This window comes from Kitasatospora aureofaciens, assembly GCF_019192735.1.
GTDB classification, from domain to species: Bacteria; Actinomycetota; Actinomycetes; order Streptomycetales; family Streptomycetaceae; genus Kitasatospora; species Kitasatospora aureofaciens_A.
Window position 1 is genome coordinate 50,189 of record NZ_JAHTKP010000011.1, and the last position, 23,357, is coordinate 73,545.

The 23,357-nt window shown below is 72.4% G+C and carries 25 protein-coding genes, 1 pseudogene and 1 riboswitch; of the genes and pseudogenes, 6 read left to right on the plus strand and 20 right to left on the minus strand.

The window, feature by feature from the left end; all coding sequences use genetic code 11:
* Position 1: 1 nt before the first annotated feature.
* From carB to pyrR, 6 genes are read right to left on the minus strand one after another with little or no spacing between them, the layout of a single operon-like run.
* Positions 2–3,310 (minus strand): carbamoyl-phosphate synthase large subunit, encoded by a 3,309-nt coding sequence (carB, locus tag KV557_RS14000; protein WP_218200228.1) that lies wholly within the window; start codon positions 3,308–3,310, stop codon positions 2–4.
* On the minus strand, positions 3,303–4,460 hold the full coding sequence (gene carA / locus KV557_RS14005) for a glutamine-hydrolyzing carbamoyl-phosphate synthase small subunit (RefSeq protein WP_218200229.1): 1,158 nt from the start codon (positions 4,458–4,460) through the stop codon (positions 3,303–3,305). The genes carB and carA overlap by 8 nt, the downstream gene beginning before the upstream one ends.
* Complete coding sequence (locus KV557_RS14010) at positions 4,457–5,020, minus strand: PH-like domain-containing protein (protein WP_218200230.1); 564 nt, start codon at positions 5,018–5,020, stop codon at positions 4,457–4,459. Before KV557_RS14010 ends, carA begins: the two co-directional genes overlap by 4 nt.
* On the minus strand, positions 5,020–6,324 hold the full coding sequence (locus KV557_RS14015) for a dihydroorotase (protein ID WP_218200231.1): 1,305 nt from the start codon (positions 6,322–6,324) through the stop codon (positions 5,020–5,022). The genes KV557_RS14010 and KV557_RS14015 overlap by 1 nt, the downstream gene beginning before the upstream one ends.
* Positions 6,321–7,325 carry an aspartate carbamoyltransferase catalytic subunit gene (locus KV557_RS14020; protein ID WP_218200232.1) on the minus strand — a complete coding sequence of 335 codons (1,005 nt, stop codon included), beginning with the start codon at positions 7,323–7,325 and terminating at the stop codon, positions 6,321–6,323. Before KV557_RS14020 ends, KV557_RS14015 begins: the two co-directional genes overlap by 4 nt.
* Before the next feature lie 5 nt (positions 7,326–7,330).
* Positions 7,331–7,954, minus strand: a complete 624-nt coding sequence (pyrR, locus tag KV557_RS14025; RefSeq protein ID WP_218200233.1) for a bifunctional pyr operon transcriptional regulator/uracil phosphoribosyltransferase PyrR — start codon at positions 7,952–7,954, stop codon at positions 7,331–7,333.
* A gap of 331 nt (positions 7,955–8,285) precedes the next feature.
* Between pyrR and bldD the strand changes: the two genes are divergently transcribed.
* Entirely contained in the window at positions 8,286–8,789 is a 504-nt protein-coding gene (gene bldD / locus KV557_RS14030) for a transcriptional regulator BldD (protein ID WP_031072501.1), read from the plus strand.
* 133 nt (positions 8,790–8,922) lie between these two features.
* On the opposite strand, the gene KV557_RS14035 is transcribed toward bldD, so the two are convergent.
* The 10 genes from KV557_RS14035 to rpmB form a co-directional block, all read right to left on the minus strand.
* Positions 8,923–9,852, minus strand: a complete 930-nt coding sequence (locus tag KV557_RS14035; RefSeq protein WP_218200234.1) for a hypothetical protein — start codon at positions 9,850–9,852, stop codon at positions 8,923–8,925.
* Between the two features lie 223 nt (positions 9,853–10,075).
* The gene (locus tag KV557_RS14040) at positions 10,076–10,903 is read right to left on the minus strand and encodes a thioesterase family protein (protein WP_218200235.1); all 828 of its coding nucleotides are present in this window, start codon (positions 10,901–10,903) and stop codon (positions 10,076–10,078) included.
* 169 nt (positions 10,904–11,072) lie between these two features.
* Positions 11,073–11,510: a transcription antitermination factor NusB gene (nusB, locus tag KV557_RS14045; RefSeq protein ID WP_218200236.1), complete on the minus strand. Its 438-nt coding sequence runs from the start codon at positions 11,508–11,510 to the stop codon at positions 11,073–11,075.
* Between the two features lie 4 nt (positions 11,511–11,514).
* Positions 11,515–12,078 carry an elongation factor P gene (gene efp / locus KV557_RS14050; RefSeq protein WP_218200237.1) on the minus strand — a complete coding sequence of 188 codons (564 nt, stop codon included), beginning with the start codon at positions 12,076–12,078 and terminating at the stop codon, positions 11,515–11,517.
* Between the two features lie 80 nt (positions 12,079–12,158).
* Positions 12,159–13,265: a M24 family metallopeptidase gene (locus KV557_RS14055; protein WP_218200238.1), complete on the minus strand. Its 1,107-nt coding sequence runs from the start codon at positions 13,263–13,265 to the stop codon at positions 12,159–12,161.
* Positions 13,266–13,394: 129 nt separating this feature from the next.
* Complete coding sequence (gene rpmF / locus KV557_RS14060; protein WP_218200239.1) at positions 13,395–13,568, minus strand: 50S ribosomal protein L32; 174 nt, start codon at positions 13,566–13,568, stop codon at positions 13,395–13,397.
* 9 nt (positions 13,569–13,577) lie between these two features.
* The gene (gene rpsR / locus KV557_RS14065) at positions 13,578–13,814 is read right to left on the minus strand and encodes a 30S ribosomal protein S18 (RefSeq protein ID WP_218200240.1); all 237 of its coding nucleotides are present in this window, start codon (positions 13,812–13,814) and stop codon (positions 13,578–13,580) included.
* A gap of 22 nt (positions 13,815–13,836) precedes the next feature.
* Positions 13,837–15,012, minus strand: coding sequence for a CobW family GTP-binding protein (locus tag KV557_RS14070; protein WP_218200241.1), 1,176 nt, complete (start codon positions 15,010–15,012; stop codon positions 13,837–13,839).
* Positions 15,009–15,314, minus strand: coding sequence for a 30S ribosomal protein S14 (gene rpsN / locus KV557_RS14075; RefSeq protein ID WP_218200242.1), 306 nt, complete (start codon positions 15,312–15,314; stop codon positions 15,009–15,011). The genes KV557_RS14070 and rpsN overlap by 4 nt, the downstream gene beginning before the upstream one ends.
* Positions 15,314–15,550: a 50S ribosomal protein L28 gene (gene rpmB / locus KV557_RS14080; RefSeq protein WP_218200243.1), complete on the minus strand. Its 237-nt coding sequence runs from the start codon at positions 15,548–15,550 to the stop codon at positions 15,314–15,316. The genes rpsN and rpmB overlap by 1 nt, the downstream gene beginning before the upstream one ends.
* Positions 15,551–15,680: 130 nt before the next feature.
* Between rpmB and rpmG the strand changes: the two genes are divergently transcribed.
* The gene (rpmG, locus tag KV557_RS14085) at positions 15,681–15,845 is read left to right on the plus strand and encodes a 50S ribosomal protein L33 (RefSeq protein WP_218200244.1); all 165 of its coding nucleotides are present in this window, start codon (positions 15,681–15,683) and stop codon (positions 15,843–15,845) included.
* A 48-nt stretch (positions 15,846–15,893) separates the two neighbouring features.
* Complete coding sequence (locus tag KV557_RS14090) at positions 15,894–16,145, plus strand: type B 50S ribosomal protein L31 (protein WP_218200245.1); 252 nt, start codon at positions 15,894–15,896, stop codon at positions 16,143–16,145.
* Between the two features lie 65 nt (positions 16,146–16,210).
* On the opposite strand, the gene KV557_RS14095 is transcribed toward KV557_RS14090, so the two are convergent.
* Positions 16,211–16,387, minus strand: a complete 177-nt coding sequence (locus KV557_RS14095; RefSeq protein WP_308129887.1) for a cupin domain-containing protein — start codon at positions 16,385–16,387, stop codon at positions 16,211–16,213.
* A gap of 17 nt (positions 16,388–16,404) precedes the next feature.
* Between KV557_RS14095 and KV557_RS14100 the strand changes: the two are divergent.
* Positions 16,405–16,815 (plus strand): annotated as a pseudogene (locus tag KV557_RS14100) (EamA family transporter); the annotation flags it as partial.
* Between the two features lie 13 nt (positions 16,816–16,828).
* On the opposite strand, the gene KV557_RS14105 reads toward KV557_RS14100, so the two are convergent.
* Positions 16,829–17,938: a HoxN/HupN/NixA family nickel/cobalt transporter gene (locus KV557_RS14105; protein WP_218200247.1), complete on the minus strand. Its 1,110-nt coding sequence runs from the start codon at positions 17,936–17,938 to the stop codon at positions 16,829–16,831.
* 32 nt (positions 17,939–17,970) lie between these two features.
* A riboswitch (cobalamin riboswitch) is annotated at positions 17,971–18,163 on the minus strand.
* 81 nt (positions 18,164–18,244) lie between these two features.
* Between KV557_RS14105 and KV557_RS14110 the strand changes: the two genes are divergently transcribed.
* Both KV557_RS14110 and KV557_RS14115 read left to right on the plus strand, forming a co-directional pair.
* Positions 18,245–18,628: an ArsR/SmtB family transcription factor gene (locus KV557_RS14110; RefSeq protein ID WP_218200248.1), complete on the plus strand. Its 384-nt coding sequence runs from the start codon at positions 18,245–18,247 to the stop codon at positions 18,626–18,628.
* An 85-nt stretch (positions 18,629–18,713) separates the two neighbouring features.
* Positions 18,714–20,408, plus strand: coding sequence for a hypothetical protein (locus KV557_RS14115; RefSeq protein WP_218200249.1), 1,695 nt, complete (start codon positions 18,714–18,716; stop codon positions 20,406–20,408).
* Positions 20,409–20,412: 4 nt separating this feature from the next.
* Here the strand turns inward: KV557_RS14115 and KV557_RS14120 are convergent, their stop codons facing one another.
* Both KV557_RS14120 and KV557_RS14125 read right to left on the minus strand, forming a co-directional pair.
* A complete protein-coding gene (locus tag KV557_RS14120) occupies positions 20,413–22,380 on the minus strand; it encodes a tetratricopeptide repeat protein (RefSeq protein ID WP_218200250.1) in 1,968 nt (655 codons plus the stop codon).
* Between the two features lie 110 nt (positions 22,381–22,490).
* Positions 22,491–23,300 (minus strand): Fpg/Nei family DNA glycosylase, encoded by an 810-nt coding sequence (locus KV557_RS14125; protein WP_218200251.1) that lies wholly within the window; start codon positions 23,298–23,300, stop codon positions 22,491–22,493.
* Between the last annotated feature and the right edge of the window lie 57 nt (positions 23,301–23,357).

Here is a 23,357-nt window from a genome sequence, read left to right on the forward strand (position 1 = left end):
GCTACTTGCGGCCGGCGTTGATCAGCTCGGCGTGCTCCTGGAGCGACATCACCCCGACCTCGTCGCGCAGCAGCGCGTCGATGCCCTGGACGGCCGCGCCCATCGCCTGGACGGTGGTCAGGCAGGGCACGGCGCGGGCGACGGCCGCGGTGCGGATCTCGTAGCCGTCGAGGCGCCCGCCGGTGCCGTACGGCGTGTTGATGATGAGGTCGACCTCGCCGTCGTGGATCAGCTGGACGATCGTCTTCTCGCCGTTCGGGCCCTCGCCCTCGCTGTGCTTGCGCACCAGCGTGGACGGGATGCCGCCGCGCTGCAGCACCTCGGCGGTGCCGGCGGTGGCGAGCACCTCGAAGCCCTGGTCGACCAGCGCGCGGGCCGGGAAGACCAGGTTGCGCTTGTCGCGGTTGGCGACCGAGACGAAGACCTTGCCCTTGGTCGGCAGCGCGCCGTAGGCACCGGCCTGGGCCTTGGCGTAGGCCGTGCCGAAGACCTTGTCGATGCCCATGACCTCGCCGGTCGAGCGCATCTCCGGGCCGAGCACGGTGTCCACCCCGCGGCCGTGGACGTCGCGGAAGCGGCTCCACGGCATCACGGCCTCCTTGACGGAGATCGGGCAGTCGGCGGGCAGCGTGCCGCCGTCGCCCTCGGCCGGGAGCAGGCCCTCGGCGCGCAGCTCGGCGATGGTGGCGCCGAGCGAGATCCGGGCGGCGGCCTTGGCCAGCGGCACCGCGGTGGCCTTGGAGGTGAACGGCACGGTCCGGGAGGCGCGCGGGTTGGCCTCCAGGACGTAGAGGATGTCCCCGGCCAGCGCGAACTGGATGTTGATCAGGCCGCGGACGCCGACGCCGCGCGCGATGGCCTCGGTGGAGGTGCGCAGGCGCTTGATGTCGAAGCCGCCGAGGGTGATCGGGGGCAGCGCGCAGGCGGAGTCGCCGGAGTGGATGCCGGCCTCCTCGATGTGCTCCATGACGCCGCCGAGGTAGAGCTCGGTGCCGTCGTAGAGCGCGTCGACGTCGATCTCCACCGCGTCGTCGAGGAAGCGGTCGATGAGCACCGGGTGCTCGGAGATCAGGCCGGCGTGGCGCTCCAGGTAGGACGCGAGCGAGGGCTCGTCGTAGACGATCTCCATGCCGCGGCCGCCGAGCACGTAGGACGGGCGGGCGAGGACCGGGTAGCCGATCTCGTCCGCGATCGCCTTGGCCTCCTCGAAGGAGAAGGCGGTGCCGTGCTTGGGCGCGGGCAGGCCGGCGTCGCGCAGGACGCGGCCGAAGGCGCCGCGCTCCTCGGCGAGGTCGATCGCCTCGGGCTGGGTGCCGACGATCGGCACGCCGTTGTCCTTGAGCGCCTGGGCCAGGCCCAGCGGGGTCTGGCCGCCGAGCTGGACGATGACGCCGGCCAGCGGGCCGGCCTGCTTCTCGGCGTGGACGATCTCCAGGACGTCCTCCAGGGTGAGCGGCTCGAAGTAGAGCCGGTCGGAGGTGTCGTAGTCGGTGGAGACGGTCTCCGGGTTGCAGTTGACCATCACGGTCTCGTACCCGGCCTCGGCCAGCGCGAAGGAGGCGTGCACGCAGGAGTAGTCGAACTCGATGCCCTGGCCGATGCGGTTCGGGCCGGAGCCGAGGATGATCACGGCGGGCTTGGTACGCGGGGCGACCTCGTTCTCCTCGTCGTAGGACGAGTAGAAGTACGGGGTCTTCGCGGCGAACTCGGCGGCGCAGGTGTCGACGGTCTTGAACACCGGGCGGATGCCGAGCGCGTGCCGGACCTCGCGGACCACGTCGGACCGCAGGCCGCGGATCTCGCCGATCTGCTGGTCGGAGAAGCCGTGCCGCTTGGCGTGGCGCAGCAGCTCGGGGGTGAGCTCGGCGGCGTCGGCCAGCTCGCCCGCGATCTCGTCGAGCAGGAAGAGCTGGTCGACGAACCACGGGTCGATCTTGGTGGCCTCGAACACCTCCTCCGGGGTCGCGCCGGCCCGGATCGCCTCCATGACGGTGTTGATCCGTCCGTCGGTCGGCACGACGGCCTTCTCCAGCAGCGCGGACTTGTCACCCACCGGGCCGGTCCAGGCGAACTGGGAGCCCTTCTTCTCCAGCGAGCGCAGCGCCTTCTGCAGCGCCTCGGGGAAGTTGCGGCCGAGGGCCATGGCCTCGCCGACGGACTTCATGGTGGTGGTCAGCGTCGCGTCGGCGCTCGGGAACTTCTCGAACGCGAACCGCGGCACCTTGACCACGACGTAGTCGAGGCTCGGCTCGAAGGAGGCCGGGGTCTCCTCGGTGATGTCGTTGGGGATCTCGTCCAGCGTGTAGCCGACGGCCAGCTTGGCGGCGATCTTGGCGATCGGGAAGCCGGTGGCCTTGGAGGCGAGCGCCGAGGAGCGGGAGACGCGCGGGTTCATCTCGATGACGATGACCCGGCCGTCGTCGGGGTTGACGGCGAACTGGATGTTGCAGCCACCGGTGTCGACGCCGACCTCACGGATGACGGCGATGCCGATGTCACGCAGGATCTGGTACTCGCGGTCGGTGAGCGTCATCGCCGGGGCGACGGTGATCGAGTCACCGGTGTGCACGCCCATCGGGTCGAAGTTCTCGATGGAGCAGACCACCACGACGTTGTCGTGCTTGTCGCGCATCAGCTCCAGCTCGTACTCCTTCCAGCCGAGGATGGACTCCTCCAGGAGCACCTCGGTGGTCGGCGAGAGGGTCAGGCCCTGCCCGGCGATGCGGCGCAGGTCCTCCTCGTTGTGGGCGAAGCCGGAGCCGGCGCCGCCCATGGTGAAGGAGGGGCGGACGACGACCGGGTAGCCGCCGAGCGTGTCGACGCCGGCCAGCACCTCGTCCATGGTGTGGCAGATGACCGAGCGGGCGGACTCGCCGTGGCCGATCTTGGCGTTGACGGCCTCGACGACGCCCTTGAACAGGTCGCGGTCCTCGCCCTTGTTGATCGCCTCGACGTCGGCGCCGATCAGCTCGACGCCGTACTTGTCGAGCGTGCCGGCCTTGTGCAGGGAGATCGCGGCGTTGAGCGCGGTCTGCCCGCCGAGGGTCGGCAGCAGCGCGTCGGGGCGCTCCTTGGCGATGATCTTCTCGACGAACTCGGGGGTGATCGGCTCGACGTAGGTGGCGTCGGCGATCTCCGGGTCGGTCATGATCGTGGCCGGGTTGGAGTTGACCAGGACGACCCGCAGGCCCTCGGCCTTGAGGACGCGGCAGGCCTGCGTGCCCGAGTAGTCGAACTCGGCGGCCTGGCCGATCACGATCGGGCCGGACCCGATCACCAGGACGGACTTGATGTCAGTGCGCTTAGGCACGCTGGCCCTCCATGAGCTTCACGAAGCGGTCGAACAGGTAGGCGGCGTCGTGCGGGCCGGCGGCCGCTTCGGGGTGGTACTGCACGCTGAAGGCGGGTACGTCGAGCGCCTGGAGGCCCTCGACCACGTCGTCGTTGAGGCAGACGTGGGAGACCTCGACCCGCCCGTAAGGGGTGTCGCTCACCTTGTCCAGCGGTGCGTTCACGGCGAAGCCGTGGTTGTGCGCGGTCACCTCGACCTTGCCGGTGGTGCGGTCCTGCACCGGCTGGTTGATGCCGCGGTGGCCGTACTTGAGCTTGTAGGTACCGAAGCCCAGCGCGCGGCCGAGGATCTGGTTGCCGAAGCAGATCCCGAAGAACGGGGTCTTGCGCTCCAGCACGCCCTGCGCGACGGCGACCTGGTGGTCGGCGGTGGCCGGGTCGCCCGGGCCGTTGGAGAAGAAGACGCCGTCCGGGTTGACCTCGTAGACGTCCTCCAGGGTGGCGTTGGCCGGCAGCACGTGCACCTCGATGCCGCGCTCGGCCATCCGCTGCGGGGTCATCGCCTTGATGCCGAGGTCCAGCGCGGCGACGGTGAACCTCTTCTCACCGATCGCGGGCACGATGTACGGCTCGGTGGTGGCCACCTCGGCGCACAGGTCGGCGCCCTTCATCTCGGGCGACTGCTGCACCCGGGCGAGCAGGGCGGCCGGGTCGGCCAGCGCCTCGCCGGAGAAGATCCCGCAGCGCATCGCGCCGCGCTCGCGCAGGTGCCGGGTGAGCGCCCGGGTGTCGATGCCGCTGATGCCGACGACGCCCTGGCGGACGAGCTCCTCGTCCAGCGAGCGCTTGGCCCGCCAGTTGGACGGCACCCGGGCGGGGTCGCGGACGACGTAGCCGGCCACCCAGATCTGCTTCGACTCGTCGTCCTCGTCGTTCCAGCCGGTGTTGCCGATCTGCGGGGCGGTCATCACGACCACCTGGCGGTGGTACGACGGGTCGGTCAGGGTCTCCTGGTAACCGGACATGCCGGTGTTGAAGACCGCCTCGCCGAAGGTCTCGCCGGTGGCGCCGTACGCCTGGCCGCGGAAGGTCCGGCCGTCCTCCAGGACGAGCACGGCAGGAACCCTCTCCCGCCGTTGGCGCTGCGTGGTGGGGGCAGGTGCGGTCATTGCGCGGCCTCTTCCGTCTTCGTCTTCGTACGTGTTGCGAGTTGAGCGACCGCCTCGACCCAGGCGGCGTGCTCGTCGGGGTGGTCGGCCCGGAACCCCGAGTCCAGCTCGGTGCCGTCGTGCGTCCAGGTGACGACGAGCAGCCCGGCCGGGACGACCTTGCCGGCGATCCCGGAGTCCGTACGGGCACCGGTCAGGTGCCCGGCCGGGATCCAGAGGTCGACGTCGCCGGGGCGCCGCACCAGCAGGCCGTCCTCGCCGAGGGTCAGGTCGGCGCGGCTGCGGTTGCCCAGGCCGTGCGCGACGACCCGGTCGAGCCAGTTCCCGGCGGTGGTGGTGCCGTGGTACCGGCCGCTGGTCTCCAGGATGGTCCGGCCTGCGCCGGCCGGCACGGCGGGCAGCGGCGGGATGCCGGACTGGAGGGTGCGCCGCCAGTTCCAGCCCTGGCGCATCAGCCAGTAGACGAGGGCGATCACGATCAGCAGGCCGACGGCCCAGCCGATGTACCCGGGCCAGTTGGTGACCTTGGCCTGCTCCTGCGCGAGCGGGGCGAAGGACATCACTCCTCGCCGCCCTGCTCGGCCAGCTCGCCGGCCAGCACGGTGGCCCGCCCGCGCAGGAAGGTGGCGTGCACCCGTCCGGGCAGGTCGAGGCCCCGGTAGGGGGTGTTGCGGCTGCGGGTGGCGAAACTCTCCGGGTTCACGGCACCACGGTACGCGGGATCGAACAGCACCAGGTTGGCCGGCTCACCGACCGAGACGGGCCGTCCGTGCCCGGCGAGACGGCCGATCCGGGCCGGCCGACGCGACATCCGGTCGGCGACGCCCTCCCAGTTCAGCAGGCCGGTGTCCACCATGGTCTGCTGCACGACCGACAGCGCGGTCTCCAGGCCGACCATGCCCATCGCGGCGGCGGCCCACTCGCAGTCCTTGTCCTCGGCCGGGTGCGGCGCGTGGTCGGTGGCGACGGCGTCGATGGTGCCGTCGGCGAGCGCCTTGCGCAGCGCCTGGACGTCCTCGGCGGTGCGCAGCGGCGGGTTCACCTTGTACACCGGGTCGTAGGAGCGGACCAGCTCGTCGGTGAGCAGCAGGTGGTGCGGGGTGACCTCGGCGGTGACGTCCCAGCCCTTGGCCTTGGCCCAGCGGATGATCTCGACCGAGCCGGCGGTGGAGACGTGGCAGACGTGCAGCCGGGAGCCGACGTGCGCGGCGAGCAGCACGTCGCGGGCGATGATCGCCTCCTCGGCGACGGCCGGCCAACCGCCGAGCCCGAGCTCGCCGGAGACCTGGCCCTCGTTCATCTGGGCGCCCTCGGTGAGCCGCGGCTCCTGGGCGTGCTGGGCGACGACGCCGTCGAAGGCCTTGACGTACTCCAGCGCGCGGCGCATCAGCACCGCGTCGTCGACGCACTTGCCGTCGTCGGAGAAGACCCGGACGTTCGCGGCGGACTCGTGCATGGCGCCCAGCTCGGCGAGCTTCTTGCCCTCCAGGCCGACGGTGACGGCGCCGACCGGCTGCACGTCGCAGTAGCCGGCCTCCTGGCCGAGCCGCCAGACCTGCTCGACCACGCCGGCGGTGTCGGCCACCGGGGTGGTGTTGGCCATCGCGTGCACGGCGGTGAAGCCGCCCATCGCGGCGGCCTGGGTGCCGGTGAGCACGGTCTCGGCGTCCTCGCGGCCGGGCTCGCGCAGGTGGGTGTGCAGGTCGACCAGGCCGGGCAGCACGATCAGGCCGGTGGCGTCGATCTCGATGTCCGCCTCGACCGCCAGGTCGGTGCCGATCGCCTTGATCACACCGTCGGCGAGGTGGAGGTCCTGCGGGGCGCCGCCGGTGATCTGGGCGTTGCGGATCAGGTAGGTGGTCACTGAGCGGTCTCCACGGAATCGGTGCGGGGGGTGTCGGCGGGGCCGTCGGCGAAGACGGCGCCGCCGAGCAGCAGGTACAGGACGGCCATCCGGATCGAGACGCCGTTGGCGACCTGCTCGACCACGGTGCAGCGCGGCGAGTCGGCGACCTCGGCGGTGATCTCCATGCCGCGGACCATCGGGCCGGGGTGCATGACGATGGCGTGCTCGGGCAGCTGGGCCATCCGGGTGCCGTCCAGGCCGTAGCGGCGGCTGTACTCGCGCTCGGTCGGGAAGAACGCGGCGTTCATCCGCTCGCGCTGGACCCGCAGCATCATCACGGCGTCCGACTTGGGGAGCACGCTCTCCAGGTCGTAGCTGATCTCGCAGGGCCAGTTCTCGATGCCGATCGGCAGCAGCGTCGGCGGGGCGACGAAGGTGACCTGGGCACCGAGGGTGGTCAGCAGGTGGACGTTGGAGCGGGCGACCCGGCTGTGCAGGACGTCGCCGACGATCGTCACCCGGCGCCCGTCCAGCCCTTGCCGAAGGGCATTGCCCGACGCTCCGGGGTTGAGGTGGCGCCGCATGGTGAAGGCGTCGAGCAGCGCCTGGGTGGGGTGCTCGTGGGTGCCGTCACCGGCGTTGATGACGCTGCCGTGCAGCCAGTCGGACTGGGCCAGCCGGGCCGGAGCGCCGGAGGCGTGGTGCCGGATGACGACCGCGTCGGCGCCCATGGCCTGCAGGGTCAGCGCGGTGTCCTTGAGGCTCTCGCCCTTGGAGACGGAGGAGCCCTTGGCGGAGAAGTTGATGACGTCGGCGGAGAGCCGCTTCTCGGCGACCTCGAAGGAGGTCTTGGTGCGGGTCGAGTCCTCGAAGAAGAGGTTGACGACGGTCCGGCCGCGCAGCGTGGGCAGCTTCTTCACGGCCCGTCCGGAGAGCTGGGCAAGCTCCTCGGCGGTGTCCAGGATCAGCAGCGCGTCGTCGCGGGTGAGATCGGCGGCGGAGACGAGGTGGCGCTTCACGCGGGTTACTCCGGGAGGTGCGGTTCGGACGGCTGGGGGGCCAGCGCCTGCGAGCTGCGGGCGGTGTAGTCGCGGTCACCGACCAGGACGGCGTCCACGCCGTCGGTGTCGGCGAGGCGGACCTGTACGGCCTCGCGCAGCGAGGTGGGGAGGTTCTTGCCCACGTAGTCGGCGCGGATCGGCAACTCGCGGTGGCCGCGGTCGACCAGGACGGCGAGCTGGACGGCGCGCGGGCGGCCGATGTCGCTGAGCGCGTCCAGCGCGGCGCGGATGGTGCGGCCGGAGAAGAGCACGTCGTCGACGAGGATCACGAGCTTGCCGTCGATGCCGCCGGCCGGGATCTCGGTGTGCTCCAGGGCGCGGGCGGGCTTGAGCCGCAGGTCGTCCCGGTACATCGTGATGTCCAGGGTGCCGAGCGGGATGTCGCGGCCGGTGATCTGGGCCAGCCGGCCGTGCAGGCGGCGGGCGAGGTGCACGCCGCGGGTGTGGATGCCGAGCAGCACGACGTCCTCGGCGCCCTTGGCGCGCTCGACGATCTCGTGCGCTATCCGGGTGACGACCCGGGCGATGTCCGTGCCGTCCAGCACCTGGTGCGGTGCGCGGGGTGACGGATCCTGGTGTGTGGTCATGCCGAAGCGGACCTCCTTCCCCGCCTCACGGGACGGGCCTTAAAGGATGTCTGGGAGAAGCCCCGCCGGACCGGGCGCGGGCTTCAGGTCATCCTATCAGCGCGCCGACCGGCAAACGGACCTCCACCATTCCGCTTCACCGGGTTAACGCCCCGGACGCGTCACCGATGCGGGCCATTCGCACGACTGCCCCATTCGGCTTGACGCAACTACCTTACTCTACGTAACCTCACAGTGAGTTACGAGACGGACGTCGAACCCACCGGTAACGGCGTCGGCATTCGCCCGTGACCCACCACTGAACGCGAAGCAATCTCGTCCGGGGAGATCAATGTCCAGCGACTACGCGAAGCAACTCGGAGGCAAGCTCCGAGCGATCCGCACTCAGCAGGGTCTCTCCCTGCACGGTGTCGAGGAGAAGTCCCAGGGGCGCTGGAAGGCAGTCGTCGTCGGCTCGTACGAGCGCGGCGACCGTGCGGTCACCGTGCAGCGGCTGGCCGAACTGGCGGAGTTCTACGGCGTCCCGGTGCAGGAGCTGCTGCCCGGCGGAACCCCCGGCGGCGCGGCCGAGCCGCCGCCGCGCCTGGTGCTCGACCTGGAGAGACTGACCCAGGTCCCGTCCGAAAAGGCCGGCCCGCTGCAGCGCTACGCGGCGACCATCCAGAGCCAGCGCGGCGACTACAACGGCAAGGTGCTCTCGATCCGCCAGGACGATCTGCGCACGCTCGCCGTCATCTACGACCAGTCGCCGTCGATCCTGACCGAGCAGCTGATCTCCTGGGGTGTCCTGAACCCCGACGCGCGCCGCGCGGTGCGCGAGGAGGAGGCGAGCTGACGCTCGCCGCACCGGCTCCGGCCAGCGGAAACAAGCAGGTACACGCAGAAACGTCACGGCGCGGCACCCCGGACCCCGGGGGTCGCGCCGTGGCGCATCCCTGCCGTCACACGTCCCTGAGTCACCGGACCGGTCAGCAGACCGTCCCCAGACTGTAGCCCGGCTGCGCCGCCACACCGTCCAGCCGCACCGGCCGGGCCGCCGGCGCCCAGTCCGGCCCGCCGCTCGACCAGGCCCACGCGGCCGGCCGGTACTCCCCGCAGGCCGCCGCCGACCCCTGCGAGCCGTGCAGCACCGCCACCCCCGGCAGTTCCAGGGCCAGGCCGGCGCAGAGCACCGCGCAGACCAGCTCCAGGTCCTCGTCGTTGATCCGCACCACGCCGTCCTCCCACTGGAGGATCCGCGCCGCCGCGCTCAGCCGCCCGCCCGGCGCGTCCAGCCGCAGGCGCAGCTCGTACACCCCGGCGCCCGCGCCGACCAGCATCTGGCGGAACACCTCGGTGCCGCGCTGGTGGGCGGCGCGCACCCAGCGGCCGTGCTCCTCGTCCGCCTCGCCCGCGCCGCCGCCCGCGCCCTCGTACAGCCCGCCGTCGAGCAGCAGGTCGGCGTGGCAGAGCGTCAGCCCGTTCTCCCGGGCGCGGACCAGGCGCGGCACGAAGTCGCCGGCCAGTTCCTCGCCCTGGTAGGCGAGCAGCTGGGTCTGCAGCGGCGGGTTGATCAGGTAGCGGTCGCGGGCGGCCGACTCGGCCGGGTCCAGCCCGTGCAGGACGCAGAACTCGGCGAAGTCCTGCGGGTGGAACATCCGCGCCCGCACGGTGTCGAAGCGGCGCTGCGCCTCGGCGAGCAGCTCGGCGGTGTCGGCCAGGTAGCGCTCGTAGTCGGGGGCGTCGGTCACCCGCCAGGCGCGGGCCCGTTCGAAGTCCGCGGCGCTGGTCAGCACCCCGATGACGAAGGCCTGGTCGGCGCCCTCGGCCCGGTGCCGCTGGTGCGGCGCCCGCGCGTTCGGCCGGAAGCCGCCGGCGGTGCAGTCGGAGATGCGGCGAGGACGGCTGTTGCGGCTCATGCGCCCGCCTCGCTCCGCTCGGCGAGGGCATTCGCCCACGCGCACCTACCGATGGCTCGCTCGCTTCGCTCGCTCACGTGTTCGCTCCTGGCGTCGGCGGGCACCGTCGAAACGGGGTGACGGTCAGCGGCGGGCTTGCCGCTGACCGTTGTCCTCCCCAGCCCCGCGCGCCGCACACGTACGGCGTGTCACAGGAATGTAACCAACGGTAATAGGCCGAATTTCACGCCTGCCGCGGCACCCGGGCCAGCTGGCGGGACTGCGCGACCAGGCGGCCGGCCTCGTCCCAGACCTCGGCGTCCTCCTCGAAGTACCCGCCCGCCAGGTTCCGGGTGGCGTGGGTGACCCGCAGCCAGCCGGGCACCGGCCTGGCCCGCAGGTGGACGGTCAGCTCGACGGTAGGCGCCCAGCCGGGCATCCCCAGGTCGAAGGTGACCGGCGGCAGCGCGTCGGCGACCAGCAGGAGCAGCAGCGGGTCGGGCTCGCGGCCGTCGGCGAGCCGGAACCACCCCTGGATCCGTCCGCTGCCGGACGGCTGCCCGAGCGCCCAGCCGACGGTGGCCGGGTCGAGCCGCAGGTCGAAGCGCTCCAGCAGGGCGGCCTGGTCGATCAGCGCCTTGGGGGCGTGCTCGACGCCGATGCACTGGTCCGGCGGCGGCAGCTGCGGCGGCTGCGCGCTGGTGCGCACCTCGCCCTCGGCGGCGGCCAGGTCGCCGTGGCTGGCGACCACGCGCAGCCGCTCGACGCCGTCCTGGCTGAGCGAGGCGGTGCCGGTGGACAGGCCGCGGCCGGTGCGCAGCACCTCGGTGCGGACGGTGGCCGGGCCGGGCGCCGAGGCGGACAGGTAGTAACCGCTGATCGAGATCGGATCCGGGTGGTCGCCGTGCTCCAGCGACAGTGCGTGTCCGGCGACGGCGAGCAGCAGCCCGCCGTTGACGCCGCCGCCGATCTGCCAGCCCTCGCCGAGTTCGCCGTCGTAGCGGCCGGGCTCGTCGGGGTGTCCGGTCAGCGCGATGCCCTGGTCGAACTCGCTGCGGATCGCGGTGGTCATGGGGGTGGCCTGCCCTTCACTGCGGATGTGCGTGGGGGAATACCTGGGGATACCCGCCGCCAAGTTACTGACGAGTAGGGTCCCAACATACGCCACCCGGGTGAAACGCGCGACGGCCGCCGGACCCGATTATCGGGTCCGGCGGCCGTTCACGGGGCTCCGCGTGCCGTTACCGGCGGATGCTCGGCTTCAGCTCCAGGAAGCGGGCGAGCAGACCGTTGACGAAGGCCGGGGAGTCGTCCGTGGAGAACTCCTTGGCGATCTCGACGGCCTCGTCCAGGACGACCGCGTCCGGGACGCCGTCCTCCCAGATCAGCTCGTAGGCGCCGAGCCGCAGGACGTTGCGGTCCACGATCGGCATCCGGTCGAGCGTCCAGCCCACGGCGTACTGCTCGATCAGGTCGTCGATACGCCCGGCGTACTGGACGTACCCCTCGATCAGCTCCATGGTGTACTCGCCGACCTGCGGCGTGCCCTCGTCGGGCTTGGGCTCGCGGGCGCGGGCCACCCAGTCGGCGAGGACCTGCTGCGGGTCGACCCCGCGGTGGTCGGCCTCGAAGAGGATCTGGAAGGCCCGGGTACGGGCCTTGCTGCGTGCGGCCGACACGGACTTACTTCACCCGGCCGAGGTAGCTGCCATCGCGGGTGTCGACCTTGATCTTCTCGCCGGTGACGATGAACAGCGGCACGGCGATCTCGGCGCCGGTCTCCAGCGTGGCCGGCTTGGAGCCACCGGTGGAGCGGTCACCCTGGACGCCCGGCTCGGTGTGGGAGATCACGAGCTCGACGGAGGCCGGGAGCTCGATGTACAGCGGGGAGCCCTCGTACATGGCGACCAGGGCGTCGAAGCCCTCGAGCAGGTACTTGGCGGCGTCGCCGACGACGGACGGCTCGATCGCGACCTGGTCGAAGGTGTCCGTGTCCATGAACACGAAGTTCTCGCCGTCCTTGTACGAGAACTGCATGCCACGCTTGTCGACGTTGGCGGTCTCGACCTTGGTGCCGGCGTTGAAGGTCTTGTCGACGACCTTGCCGGTCAGGACCTCCTTGAGCTTCGTGCGCACGAAGGCCGGGCCCTTGCCGGGCTTGACGTGCTGGAACTCGACGACGGACCAGAGCTTGCCGCCCTCCAGCTTGAGGACCATGCCGTTCTTGAGATCGTTCGTGGAAGCCACGGGCGCACTTACTCCTGGATATAGCTGTCAAGGAACCAAGGGGTTGCGTCCTGCCGCCGACGGCCGTCGCAGGGCCGCGGTCACAGGGCGAGGAGCTCCTTGGTGGTGATGGTGAGCAGCTCGGGCCCGCCCTCTTCGAGGGGGCGCACGACGAGCGTGTCCTCGATCCGGACGCCGCCCTTGCCCGGGATGTGGACCCCCGGGCCGACGGTGACCGGTACGCGGCTGTCCAGTTTACCCATGTCCGCGGGACCGAGGCGCGGCGCCTCCCGGATCTCCAGCCCGATGCCGTGGCCCACCGGGTGCGGGGAGGCCTCGGGGTACCCGGCCGCCTCCAGGATCTGCCGCGCGGCCCGGTCGGGTACGCACTGCTCCACGCCCGGCCCGAGCGCCTCGCGGCCGGCCCGCTGCGCCCGGAACACCAGCCGGTGCAGCTCCACCTGCCAGGGCGCGGGCGCGGCCCCGATCACGAAGGTCCGGGCGCTGGACACCCCGTACCCGCGGTACTGCGCGCCGAGCACCACGGTCAGGAAGTCGCCCTCCTCCACCCGGCGGTCGGTCGGCTGGTGGGCGGGCTGGCCGGAGTGGCTGCCGGTGCCGACCGACACCGGGAAGGCCGCCCGGTCCGCGCCGTGGTCGATCATCCGGCGCTCCAGCTCCATGGCCAGGTGCCGCTCGGTCCGGCCGACCAGGATCGACTCCAGCAGCTCGCCGAGCGCCTGGTCGGCGATCTCCGCGGCGATCCGGAGGTCGGCGATCTCGTGCTCGTCCTTGACCACCCGCAGCCGCTCCACCACCTGCCCCAGCTCCGCCAGCCGGACCCCCTCCGCCATGCTCGCCACCGCCCGGTGCCGGGTCACGGTCAGGTCGTGCTCCTCCACCGCCAGGGCCGACACCCGCAGCCGCGCGGCCGTGGCCGCGGCGGCCAGCGCGGTGTCCGCCCCGGTCGGCACCGGCACTTGGGCGACCTCCGGGGCGATCAGGTGCTCCCCGGTGTCGTCCGGCGGCAGGTCGTCCGGCAGCGCCAGCAGCGCCCGGTCCCGGGTGAGCAGCAGCGTCGCCCCGCAGGGCGCGCAGCCGGTCAGGTACCGCACGTTCGCGGGCCGGGTGATCAGCGCCGCATCGGCCCCGGCCGCACTGCAGTGCTCCCTCAGACGCTCCCGCCGGCCCGCGTACGCATCAGCCATGCGTCGAGCCTACGAACCCCCACCCCGATCCGCCCGCCGAGCACCCCCGACAGGGCACGCTCTGCTCCCGTCACGCCCCCACCCGCGCGCCTGCGCCCCTACGGCGGGCCCCTTCCACACCTCGCCCTTCTACACCTCCCCCGGCTCGATCAGCCCGCGACGGTAGGCCGGGACCAGGTTCTGCGGGACGAGCAGCTCCCGGCCGTTCACCGTGATCGGGACGAGCTTCGGGGCCGTCGCCTTCCACTGGGCGCGGCGGTGCCTGGTGTTGCTGCGGGAGGTCTTGCGCTTGGGGACGGCCATCGGGGTCTCCTATCGGGTCGGGCCGGAGGCGTACGGGAGCAGGGCCATCTCGCGGGCGTTCTTGATCGCCCGGGCCATCGCCCTCTGCTGCTGGACGGTGAGGCGGGTGACGCGGCGGCTGCGGATCTTGCCGCGGTCGGATATGAACTTCCGCAGCAGGTCGGTGTCCTTGTAGTCGATGTACTCGATGCCGGCCGCCAGCAGCGGGTTGGGCCGGGGCTTGGGCGGGTTGAGTCGTTTACGCACGGTAGCGGTTCCTCGGGGGACGTCAGGGGACGGGGTCGAGCAGGTCCTGGAAGGCGTCGGGCAGCGCCTTCCAGCCGGGTTCGCCGGCGGCGAGTTCGGCGTCGGTGAGCAGGCAGGAGTCGAGGAGGTGGGTGATCCCGTCCACGTCCAGCCCCTCGGCCGTGAAGCTGAGCTGCTGCACCCGGTCGCCGTGCGTCGGGTGCCAGTCGAGGGCGGCGGCGGCCCGCCGGGCGGGCGGGTAGAGGTCCCACGCCGCGTCGGGCAGCGAGGTCAGCCACGGCCCGCACTCCTCGACGGCCAGGTTCGCGCCGGCCGCGTCCCACGCGAGCATCAGCTCGGGCCGGTTGGCGAGCCAGAACCGCCCCCGGCTGCGCTGGGCGGCCGGGACGAGCAGTTCCAGCGCCTCGTGCAGCCGCTCCGGGTGCAGCGGCCGGCGCCGTTCCCAGACCATCGTGGTGACGCCGCCCTCGTCGTGTTCCTGCGGGAGCAGCGCGAGCGCCGGGTTGACCCGGTCGCGGGCGGCGGCGACGTCGAAGCCGCCGAGCGCGGCCCGGGTGAGCGCGCCGGTGCCGAGCCGGACGACGCGGGCGGTGGGGTGGAGCTGGCGGAGCATCGCGAGCCCCGGCGTGTGCGCGGTCGCGTGCGGGACTGCGAGGGTGGTGGCGTACTCGATCTGGTGGGCGAGGGCCTCGGCGCGGGTGCGGGAGTCCTGGGCAGCGGTGTGTTCGCCGTGTTCCACGAGGTCGTCGGAGACGGAGAGTTCGCCGGTGAGCCGGTCGGGGTCGACGGCGGTGACGACGCCCGCGAGTTCGACGGCGTCGTCGAGGTGCCAGCCGTCGACCTCTCCCCCGGCGATGACCTCGACGGCGGGGTGCGGGTCGCTGCCGCCCCAGAGTTCGACGACGGCGAGCCCGTGCCGGCCTTCGTCGGCGATCCGCAGCAGGCGCGGCAGCAGGTCCTCGCGCAGGGCGCAGCACGGGCAGTCGTTGGCCAGCGGGACGTCGGCCCGGTCGAACACGCCGCCCGCGTCCCGCAGCTCACGGTGGACGACGCCGAGCGAGGCGTCGCGCAGGTCGTGGCGGAGGACCACGGCGTCGACCGCGGCCGCCGTCAACTCGTTGACCGCGCAGCGGCGTTCGTCGGCGTGCAGCCCGGCGACGACCACCACCGGCAGCCTGGTCCCGTCCACGCCGCTCACCAGCTCGCCTTTCGGACGCCGGGCAGGTGGCCCGCGTGCGCGTGGGCGCGGAGGTTGACCCGGGAGAGGCCGAAGGCGCGCAGGTAGCCGCGCGGGCGGCCGTCGACGGCGTCCCGGTTGCGGACCCGGGTGGCGCTGGCGTCGCGCGGCTGGCGGGCGAGTTCGGCCTGGGCGGCGGCGCGGTCGGCGGGGTCGGTGCCGGGGTGGGCGATGATCCGCTTGAGTTCGGCGCGGCGCTCGGCGTACCGGGCGACGACGGCGCGCCGCTGCTCGTTCTTGGCGATCTTGCTCTGCTTGGCCATCAGACCTTCTCCCCCCGGGCGCGGATGCGGGCGACGGCGGCCTCGACGCCGATCGTGTCGACGGTGCGGATGCCCTTGGCGCTGAGCGTGAGCCGGACGTACCGCCCTTCGCTCGGCAGCCAGTAGCGCTTGCGCTGGATGTTGGGGTCGAAGCGGCGGGGGGTGCGGCGGTGCGAGTGCGAGATCGCGTTGCCGAAGCCCGGCCGGCGGCCGGTGAGCTGGCAGTGTGCGGACATGGGGGCTCCCAAGCGGTCCGGGAATGGGCAGGACGGAGGTCACGTTACACCAGATGAAAATGACTTCCATTTCGGTGTACGGTTTCGGCCCGGCCCCGAACCGCCGCACCATCGACCCCCGGGAGGACCCATGGCCCGCAGTGAACTGCGCCCCGTCATCAAGCTCCGCTCCACCGCCGGCACCGGCTACGCGTACGTGACCCGCAAGAACCGCCGGAACGATCCGGACCGGATGGTGCTGCGCAAGTACGACCCGGTCGCGCGGCAGCACGTCGACTTCCGCGAAGAGCGCTGACCCGAAGAGCGCCGAACCCCCACACGCACGTAGAGCCAAGGAGCCCCCATGAAGCCCGGCATCCACCCCGCCTACCGCCCGGTCGTCTTCCGCGACAAGGTCGGCGGCCTCGCCTTCCTGACCCGCTCGACGGTCACCAGCAACCGCACGATCGAGTGGGAGGACGGCAACACCTACCCGGTGATCGACGTCGAGATCTCCTCGGCGAGCCACCCCTTCTACACCGGCCAGTCCCGTGTGCTCGACACCGCCGGCCGGGTCGAGCGCTTCCGCCAGCGCTACGGCGACCGGCACAGCTGAGCCGCCACGACGAACGGCGCCTCCCCCGCACAACCGGGGAAGGCGCCGTTCGTCACAGGCAGGGATCAGCGCGGGGGCGGGACGGACACCACCATGGTCATCAGCACGGTCCGCTCCCCCGCGTTGCGGTAGGCATGCGCAAACGAGGCGTCGAACGAGACGGTGTTCCCCGCCGGCACCCGGTGGTCACGCTCGCCGTGCACCAGGGTCAGCTCACCCTCCTCGATCCGGAGGATCTCCACCGTCCCCACCGGATGCGCTCACCCGTCGCCTGCCAGCGCTCGCCGTGGTGGTCGCCTCCCAGGCCGCGGCCGCCGCCGTCCTCCTCCTCGCCGTCCTGGCCACCGGCGGCTGGGCCGACGCCTCCCCCGCGCTCTGGTACGCCGTCGCCGCCGGGGTGATCGGCCCGTTCGCGATCCTCGCCTTCTACCGGGCGCTCGCGCTCGGCCCGATGGGCGTGGTGTCCCCGCTGGCCGACGTCGCCGCCAACGGCACGTACGCGATGGCCTCGCACGGCGGCTCGGCGGCGGTGGCCGCCGTGCTCGCCTCGCTCTACCCCGTGGTCACCGCGCTGATGGCGCGCGGGGTGCTGAAGGAGCGGCTGCGCCCGGTCCAGGTGCTCGGCGCCGGGCTCGCCGTCGCGGGGACGCTGCTGCTGGCAGCGTCCTGAGCCGCAAGGCCTGTCACGACCCCTGCGGATCCCAGCGCTTCTCGACCCCGGCCAGCTTCCAGTACGCGATCGCCGCGGCCCAGACCACGACGAACAGCCCGGCGATCGCGTAGCCGACGTTGTCCAGCGAGATGTCCGCGATCCAGCCGGTGACCGGGTCGGTCAGGTCCAGCTTCTCGTGCAGCACCCCGACCAGCTCGATGGTGCCGATGACGAACGCCACCGCGATCGACAGCCCAGTGATCGTCAGGTTGTAGTACACCTTGCGCACCGGGTTGGCGAAGGCCCACTGGTACGCGAAGTTCATGAACGTCCCGTCCAGCGTGTCGAACAGGCTCATCCCCGCCGCGAACAGCAGCGGCAGGCAGACGATCGCGTACCAGGGCAGTCCGGCCGCCGCACCCGAGCCGGCCATCACCATCAGCGTCACCTCGGTCGCGGTGTCGAAGCCGAGGCCGAGCACCATGCCCACCGGGAACATCTGCCCCGGCCGGGTGATCGAGCGGGTCGCCCGGTTCAGCACCCGGGCCATGAAGCCGCGCGAGTTGAGGTGCTCCTCCAGCTCCGCCTCGTCGTACTGCCCGGCCCGCATCGCCCGGAACACCTTGAGGATGCCGAGCAGCGCCGCCAGGTTGAGCGCGCCGATCAGGTAGAGGAACCCGCCGGAGGCCGTCGTGCCGACCACGCCCAGCCACTGGTGGGTGGTCGACTGGTCGTCCATCAGCGTGTTCGCCAGCTGCGCGCCGCCCGCCACCAGGGCGGCCATGATGACCACCATCGACGAGTGGCCGAGCGCGAACCAGAAGCCCACCGAGACCGGCCGCTTGCCGTCCGCCATCAGCTTGCGGGTGGTGTTGTCGATCACCGCGATGTGGTCCGCGTCGAAGGCGTGCCGCATGCCGAGCGTGTACGCGGTGATCCCCAGGCCGACCCCGAAGACCTCGGTGCCGACCGCGTAGTTGTGGGGCGCGACCAGGAAGATGAGCGTCCCGAACGCCACCACGTGCATGGCCAGGATCACCCCCATCAGCCCGGCCGTACGGATGGTGTCCTCGCGTCTCCACCGGAAGGTGGGCAGGACGGAGGGGGCCGCCTCGGGGGCGGCGGTTTCGGGCAGGGTCATCTTCGGATCACGCTCCAGCACCTCGTGGAATGACGTCGTGAGATGCCGTGGCCGGTCTCCTGGCTTACGGGGCTTCCGCACCCGCCTTCCCAGGCGCGCAAAGGCGCCCAGTGGCGTCGTGGGTACGGACGACTCCCCCGATAACAGTGGCGAGGGCCGCTCCGGACTGGGACCCCTGAGGGTCCGTCACCGGTCTTCCCGAGCACCACGGCGGGGAACACGGTAGGGGTCCGGCCCCACCGTTGCAAGGCTGCGCACCTGCGCAGGTGTCCAGGATCACAGCCCGGGGGCTGCAAGAATGTGCGCATGCATCTCGTACCGGCCGACCGCGCGGGCCACCGCACCATCGACGGACACCGGGTCTGCGAGGCCATCGCCGCGATCGGCGACGCCACGCACGTCCGCACCTGGTCCGAGCGGTTCTCCCTGCTCGCCGACCCCGGACGGCTCGCCCTCCTGCTAGCCCTCCACCGGGCCGGCCCACTCGCCGTCACCGACCTCGCCGTTGCCACCGGCATGCGCGACCCCGCCGTCTCCCAGGCCCTGCGGCTGCTCCGCACGGCCGGCGTGGTCACTGGCGACAAGGACGGACGCGTCGTGCGCTACCGGCTCGTCGACGACAGCATGCGCCCCCTCCTCGACGAGTGCGCCGCCGCCGAACACCACGAGCCCACCGCGGCGGCCGGCTGACCGACCCTCGGGCTGACCGACCCTCGGGCTGACCGGCCCTCGCGAAGGGTGCGCCGGGGCGGGGCGGGGTGAGTACGATCATGGGGTGCTGAACCGCCTGCGGCGCCGGCCCCGGTCCTGGCCCGACGAAGAGCGCTGGGAGACCTGGCCTGTCAAGGCGCGGGTCCTCGCGGTCACCCGGACGCTCACCTCGGCCACCCGGGTCCTGGACGTCCTCACCCTGCTGGTGCGCCCGCAGGCCGGCATCAAGTGCTACATCACCGTCAACCCGGGCTCGGAGTTCACCGCGGGGCTCGACACGTACCTGGACGACCAGCAGCCCGGCATCACGGTCCTCCCCTGGGAGGAGGCCGTCCGGTACGAGTTCGACCTCGCGGTCGCCTGCGCCGTCCACGCCTCGATGCACCGGCTGCACGCCCCGCTCGTCGTCCTGCCGCACGGCGCCGGATACAACCGCCTGGTGACCGAGTCCACGGGGGACGAGGTGAGTGCCGCCGGCCTGTCCCGGAACGAACTCACGCACCGGGGGCGGGTGTTCCCCGCGGTCATCGGGCTCTCCCACGAGGAGCAGTTCGGCCGGCTGAGGGCCTGGTGCCCCGAGGCACTGCCGCGCGCACGCGACGTGGGCGACCTCGGCTTCACCCGGATGCTCGCCAGCCTCGGCCGCCGGGACGACTACCGCGCCGCCCTCGGGGCGATCGACGGGCGCCGCCTCGTCGTCGTCAACTCCACCTGGAGCAAGCACTCGTTAGCCGCCCGCAGCCTCGACCTGCCGCACCGGCTGATCGAACAGCTCCCGGCCGACGAGTACACCGTGGCCGTGATCCTGCACCCCAACATCTGGGCCAAGCACGACCCCGAGACGCTGCTCGCCACCGCCCGGCGCTCCGGCCTGCGGCTCATCCCGCCGCACCAGGGCTGGCAGGCCGCCCTGGTCGCCGCCGACGTGCTGATCGGCGACCACGGCTCGGTCTCCTTCTACGGCTCCGCGCTGGACCACCCCACCCTGCTGGTCGCCACCGGCGCCGCCGAACTCGACCCGCACTCCCCCACCTACGCCTTCGGCCAGGCCGCACCCGCACTCGACCCGGACGGCGACCTGCTCGCCCAACTCGAAACGGCCATCGCCAAGTACGACCCGGAACTCCTGCGGCCGATCACCGACCGCTCGCTCGGGCAACGCCACCGGGCCGTCCCCGAGCTGGCCCCCGTCCTGTTCGACTTCCTGTCGAAGAAGATCGAGAACCTGGTCGCACCCGAGCCGCTGCCGCCCTACCCGGCGCCGGTCCCGCTCGCCGTCGAGCCGCCGGCCGCCTACGACGTCGAGGGCGAGTCCGACGGCGCCGAAGTCTCGGTCCGCCGGTTCCCGATCGATCCGGACGGCCACGCCCGAGGCGTCTTCGTGCTCAGCGCCACCGTGCCGACGGTGGAACTCCGGTCCGTCGCCGAGGTCCTGGCCAGGACCGAGATCCACGCCGAACGACCCGCCGAGCACTGGCTCGCCGAGGCAGCCGCCGAACTGCCCGGCCTCCTCGTCGCCGTGGCCGCCCTCGGCCACGACCGCGGCCTGCTCCGGCTCCGCACCGGCGAACTCCTGGAGGCGCACGCCGAACGCCCGTACGGCGGTGTCCAGCCCGGCCTCGACCCGCTCCTGCTCGGCGGCGCCGTCGCGCTCTGGCTGGCCGAGGGCGGCGACCCGGGCAACCTGCCCGAGCACGGCCTGACCATCCGCACCGGCGAGCACCGCACCCGGGTGGCCTTCACGCCGCCGCCCGGCTAGTCCCTCAGTTCGCTTCCTTCAGTTCGCCGAGCCGGACCCGAGCGCGCTCGGCCAACTCGGCGTCGCCGAGCTCCTCCGCCAGGGCCGCGAGCAGCGTGAACGCCTCCGCCTCCTTGGCCCGCTGCCCCAGGTCGCGCGCACGCCGGGCGCTCTCGTCCGCGTGCCGGACGGCCAGGTCGAGATCCCCCAGTGCCCGGTGGGCCCGGGCCCGCACCAGCGGCAGCCGCATGAGCATCGGGTCGTCCTCGGTCTCCTCGGCCAGCGCCGTCGCCTCGTCCAGGACGGTCAGGGCCTCCGCCACCCGGCCGGCCGCCGTCAGGGCCTGGGCGAGGTTGTAGCTCTGGACCACAACCCCGTGCGGGTCGGACCGGTTGTCCTCCAGCGCCAGCCGGAACAGCTCCACCGCCTCGTCCGGACGGCCCTCGGCCAGGCGGACCAGGCCGTTGGTCTCGTACAGCACACCGCTCAGCCGCGGCTCCGCCACGAGCGGCAACTGCTCCGACGCCAACGCCAACTGCTCGGTGGCGCGCGGGAAGTCCTTCAGCTCGTAGTAGGCCCGGGCCAGTTGGTTGCGCATCCGAATCACCGCGCCGGGCCGGCCGTCCCACTGCGCCGACTCGACCCCGAGCCGGTGCGTCTCGACCCAGTCCCCGTAGTGCTTGCCGCTGTGGTAGAGCGCCCAGAGGGATTCGCACAGCCGCCACACCTCGCCGTGCCACCCCTGTTCGGCCGCCGCGCGCACCGTCTCACGCAGGTTGGCCCGCTCGGCCCGGAGCCACTCCAGCGCCTCCGGCTTGGTGGCGAAGCCCGGCCACGCCGCCTCGACGGGCTCCTGGAGCCGGAACCGCTTCCCGAGCACCAACGAGTCCGCCAGCGCGGCCTCGCCGCGGTAGTACGCGACGATGCGCGCCAGTAGCCCGATCCGCTCGGGGAGTTCGCGGGCCCGTCCGCGTGCGTGCAGGCGCACGAGATCGTGAGCGCGGAAACGCTGACCCGGCGCGGTGTCCTCCACCTCGTCCAGCAGGTGGGCGGCGCGCAGTTCGGTCAGCCCGTCCCGCACCCGTTCGACGCCGCTCGCCTCGGCCAGTTCGGCCGACACGAACGGCCCGGGGTTCGTACCGACCAGGTGGTACAGCGCCCGGGCCTCCGGGGACAGCCGGCCGTACACCTGGTCGAGCATCTGGCCGATCGCGCCCTCCTCGTTGCTGAGCGAGGCCAACCTGCGGTCCGCGTCGGAGAGTTCGGCCACGATCTGGTCGACCTCCAGCTCTCCGTGGCCGACCAGCTGGAAGCCCACCGCGTTCAGCGCGAGCGGCAGCCCGTCACAGAGCTCGACCAGCTCGCACAGCTCCCGATCGGTGCCCCGGTCCGGCCCGAGCCAGCGGCGCACCAGTTCCGTGCCCGCCGAGGTGCTCAGCGGGTCCAGCCTCCGCACCTCGGCGCCGTCCAGCACCAGGCCTGGCAGCCGCCGGCGCCCGGCCACGACCACCAGCCCGTCGGACGGCAGCAGCGTGCGGACCTCGCTGGCGTGCTCGACGTTGTCCAGGAACACCAGCACCCGCTTGCCCGTCGTGACCGTCCGGAACCGAGCGGCCCGCTCCGCCAGCATGACCGGCACCTCAGCCTTGAAAGCACGCAGGAAACCCGCCAGGATCTCGCTGAGATCGACCCCGCCGAGATGGCGGAAGGCCGCGAGGTCGGCGTAGAGGTCTCCGTGCGGGAAGTGTGCGCGGTGCCGTGCGACGAACTGGGAGATCAACTCGGTCTTCCCGACACCGCCGAGACCGGTGAAGGCGACGATGGCCGGCTCACCGTCGTCGAGCCGGCCCAGCGCCGCGACCAGGGCGGCGAGCTCGCCCTCCCGGTTGACGAAGGTGCGGCGGGGCCTGCGGATCTGATGGGGCGTGGGCGGCGGCTCGGGGTGGAAGTGCACCGCCCCGATGCTCTGGGCCTGCACCACATGGCCACTCACCGTTCCTGACACGGCGTTGGCCGCCTCCCGCCGCTCCATCCGCCTGCTCCCTCCGGCCGGTCCGCCCCAGCCTACGGGCTGCGCGCCGGGCCGGAGGGCGGATCAGGGCCTCAGGCCGCCTGGCAGGTCGGGCACCAGAACAGGTTCCGCGCGGCGTGCGACTCCGTACGCACGTCCGCGCCGCAGACCAGGCAGGGCATCGCGGCACGGCGGTACACGTAGACCTCGCCACCGTGGTCGTCGACGCGGGGCGGGCGGCCCATCGCCTCGGGGGTGTGTTCGGGGCGGACGGTGTCGATCCGGCCGGCGCCCACGCCCTCGCGCATCAGCAGGACCAGGTCGGCCCAGATCGTGTCCCATTCGCCCCGGGAGAGGTCGCGGCCCGCCCGGTGCGGGTTGATGCCGTGCCGGAACAGCACTTCGGCGCGGTAGACGTTGCCGACGCCGGCGAGCACCTTCTGGTCCATCAGCAGCGCCGCGATCGTCGTCCGGCTGGCCGATATCCGGCGCCAGGCGGCGTCCGGGTCGGCGTCGGCGCGCAGCGGGTCGGGGCCGAGCCGGGCGGCGACGGCGGCCTTCTCCGCGGTGGTGATCAGCGCGCAGGTGTTGGGGCCACGCAGGTCGGCGTGGGCGTCGTCGTTCTCCAGGCGCAGCCGGATCAGGCCGACCGGCTCGGGGGCGGGCCCGGTGCCGAAGGTGAAGCCGCCGTAGAGGCCGAGGTGGATGTGGACCCAGGCGCCCTCCTCGAAGCCGAGGAAGAGGTGCTTGCCGGTGGCCTCCGCCTCGGTGAGCACCTGCCCGTCGATCAGCCTGGCGTCGTCGGCGAACCGGCCCTGCGGGCTGGAGACGCGGACCGGGCGGCCGCCGAAGGCGTTGGCGTTCTCGGCGGCGAGGCGGTGGATGATGTGGCCTTCCGGCACGGACGCGGCTCCCCACAACGAATCATTGAGACCGGTCCATCATCGCAGCCGGCCCCG

Coding starts and splice junctions, on each gene's coding strand:
- rpmG (WP_218200244.1), top strand. CDS start 15,681: ATGGCCCGCAGTGAACTGCGCCCCGTCATCAAGCTCCGCTCCACCGCC.
- KV557_RS14040 (WP_218200235.1), bottom strand. CDS start 10,903: ATGACCACCGCGATCCGCAGCGAGTTCGACCAGGGCATCGCGCTGACC.
- KV557_RS14010 (WP_218200230.1), bottom strand. CDS start 5,020: ATGTCCTTCGCCCCGCTCGCGCAGGAGCAGGCCAAGGTCACCAACTGG.
- KV557_RS14055 (WP_218200238.1), bottom strand. CDS start 13,265: ATGGCTGATGCGTACGCGGGCCGGCGGGAGCGTCTGAGGGAGCACTGC.
- KV557_RS14035 (WP_218200234.1), bottom strand. CDS start 9,852: ATGAGCCGCAACAGCCGTCCTCGCCGCATCTCCGACTGCACCGCCGGC.
- rpmF (WP_218200239.1), bottom strand. CDS start 13,568: ATGGCCGTCCCCAAGCGCAAGACCTCCCGCAGCAACACCAGGCACCGC.
- KV557_RS14105 (WP_218200247.1), bottom strand. CDS start 17,938: ATGACCCTGCCCGAAACCGCCGCCCCCGAGGCGGCCCCCTCCGTCCTG.
- KV557_RS14110 (WP_218200248.1), top strand. CDS start 18,245: ATGCATCTCGTACCGGCCGACCGCGCGGGCCACCGCACCATCGACGGA.
- pyrR (WP_218200233.1), bottom strand. CDS start 7,954: ATGACCACACACCAGGATCCGTCACCCCGCGCACCGCACCAGGTGCTG.
- KV557_RS14090 (WP_218200245.1), top strand. CDS start 15,894: ATGAAGCCCGGCATCCACCCCGCCTACCGCCCGGTCGTCTTCCGCGAC.
- rpmB (WP_218200243.1), bottom strand. CDS start 15,550: ATGTCCGCACACTGCCAGCTCACCGGCCGCCGGCCGGGCTTCGGCAAC.
- carA (WP_218200229.1), bottom strand. CDS start 4,460: ATGACCGCACCTGCCCCCACCACGCAGCGCCAACGGCGGGAGAGGGTT.
- rpsN (WP_218200242.1), bottom strand. CDS start 15,314: ATGGCCAAGCAGAGCAAGATCGCCAAGAACGAGCAGCGGCGCGCCGTC.
- bldD (WP_031072501.1), top strand. CDS start 8,286: ATGTCCAGCGACTACGCGAAGCAACTCGGAGGCAAGCTCCGAGCGATC.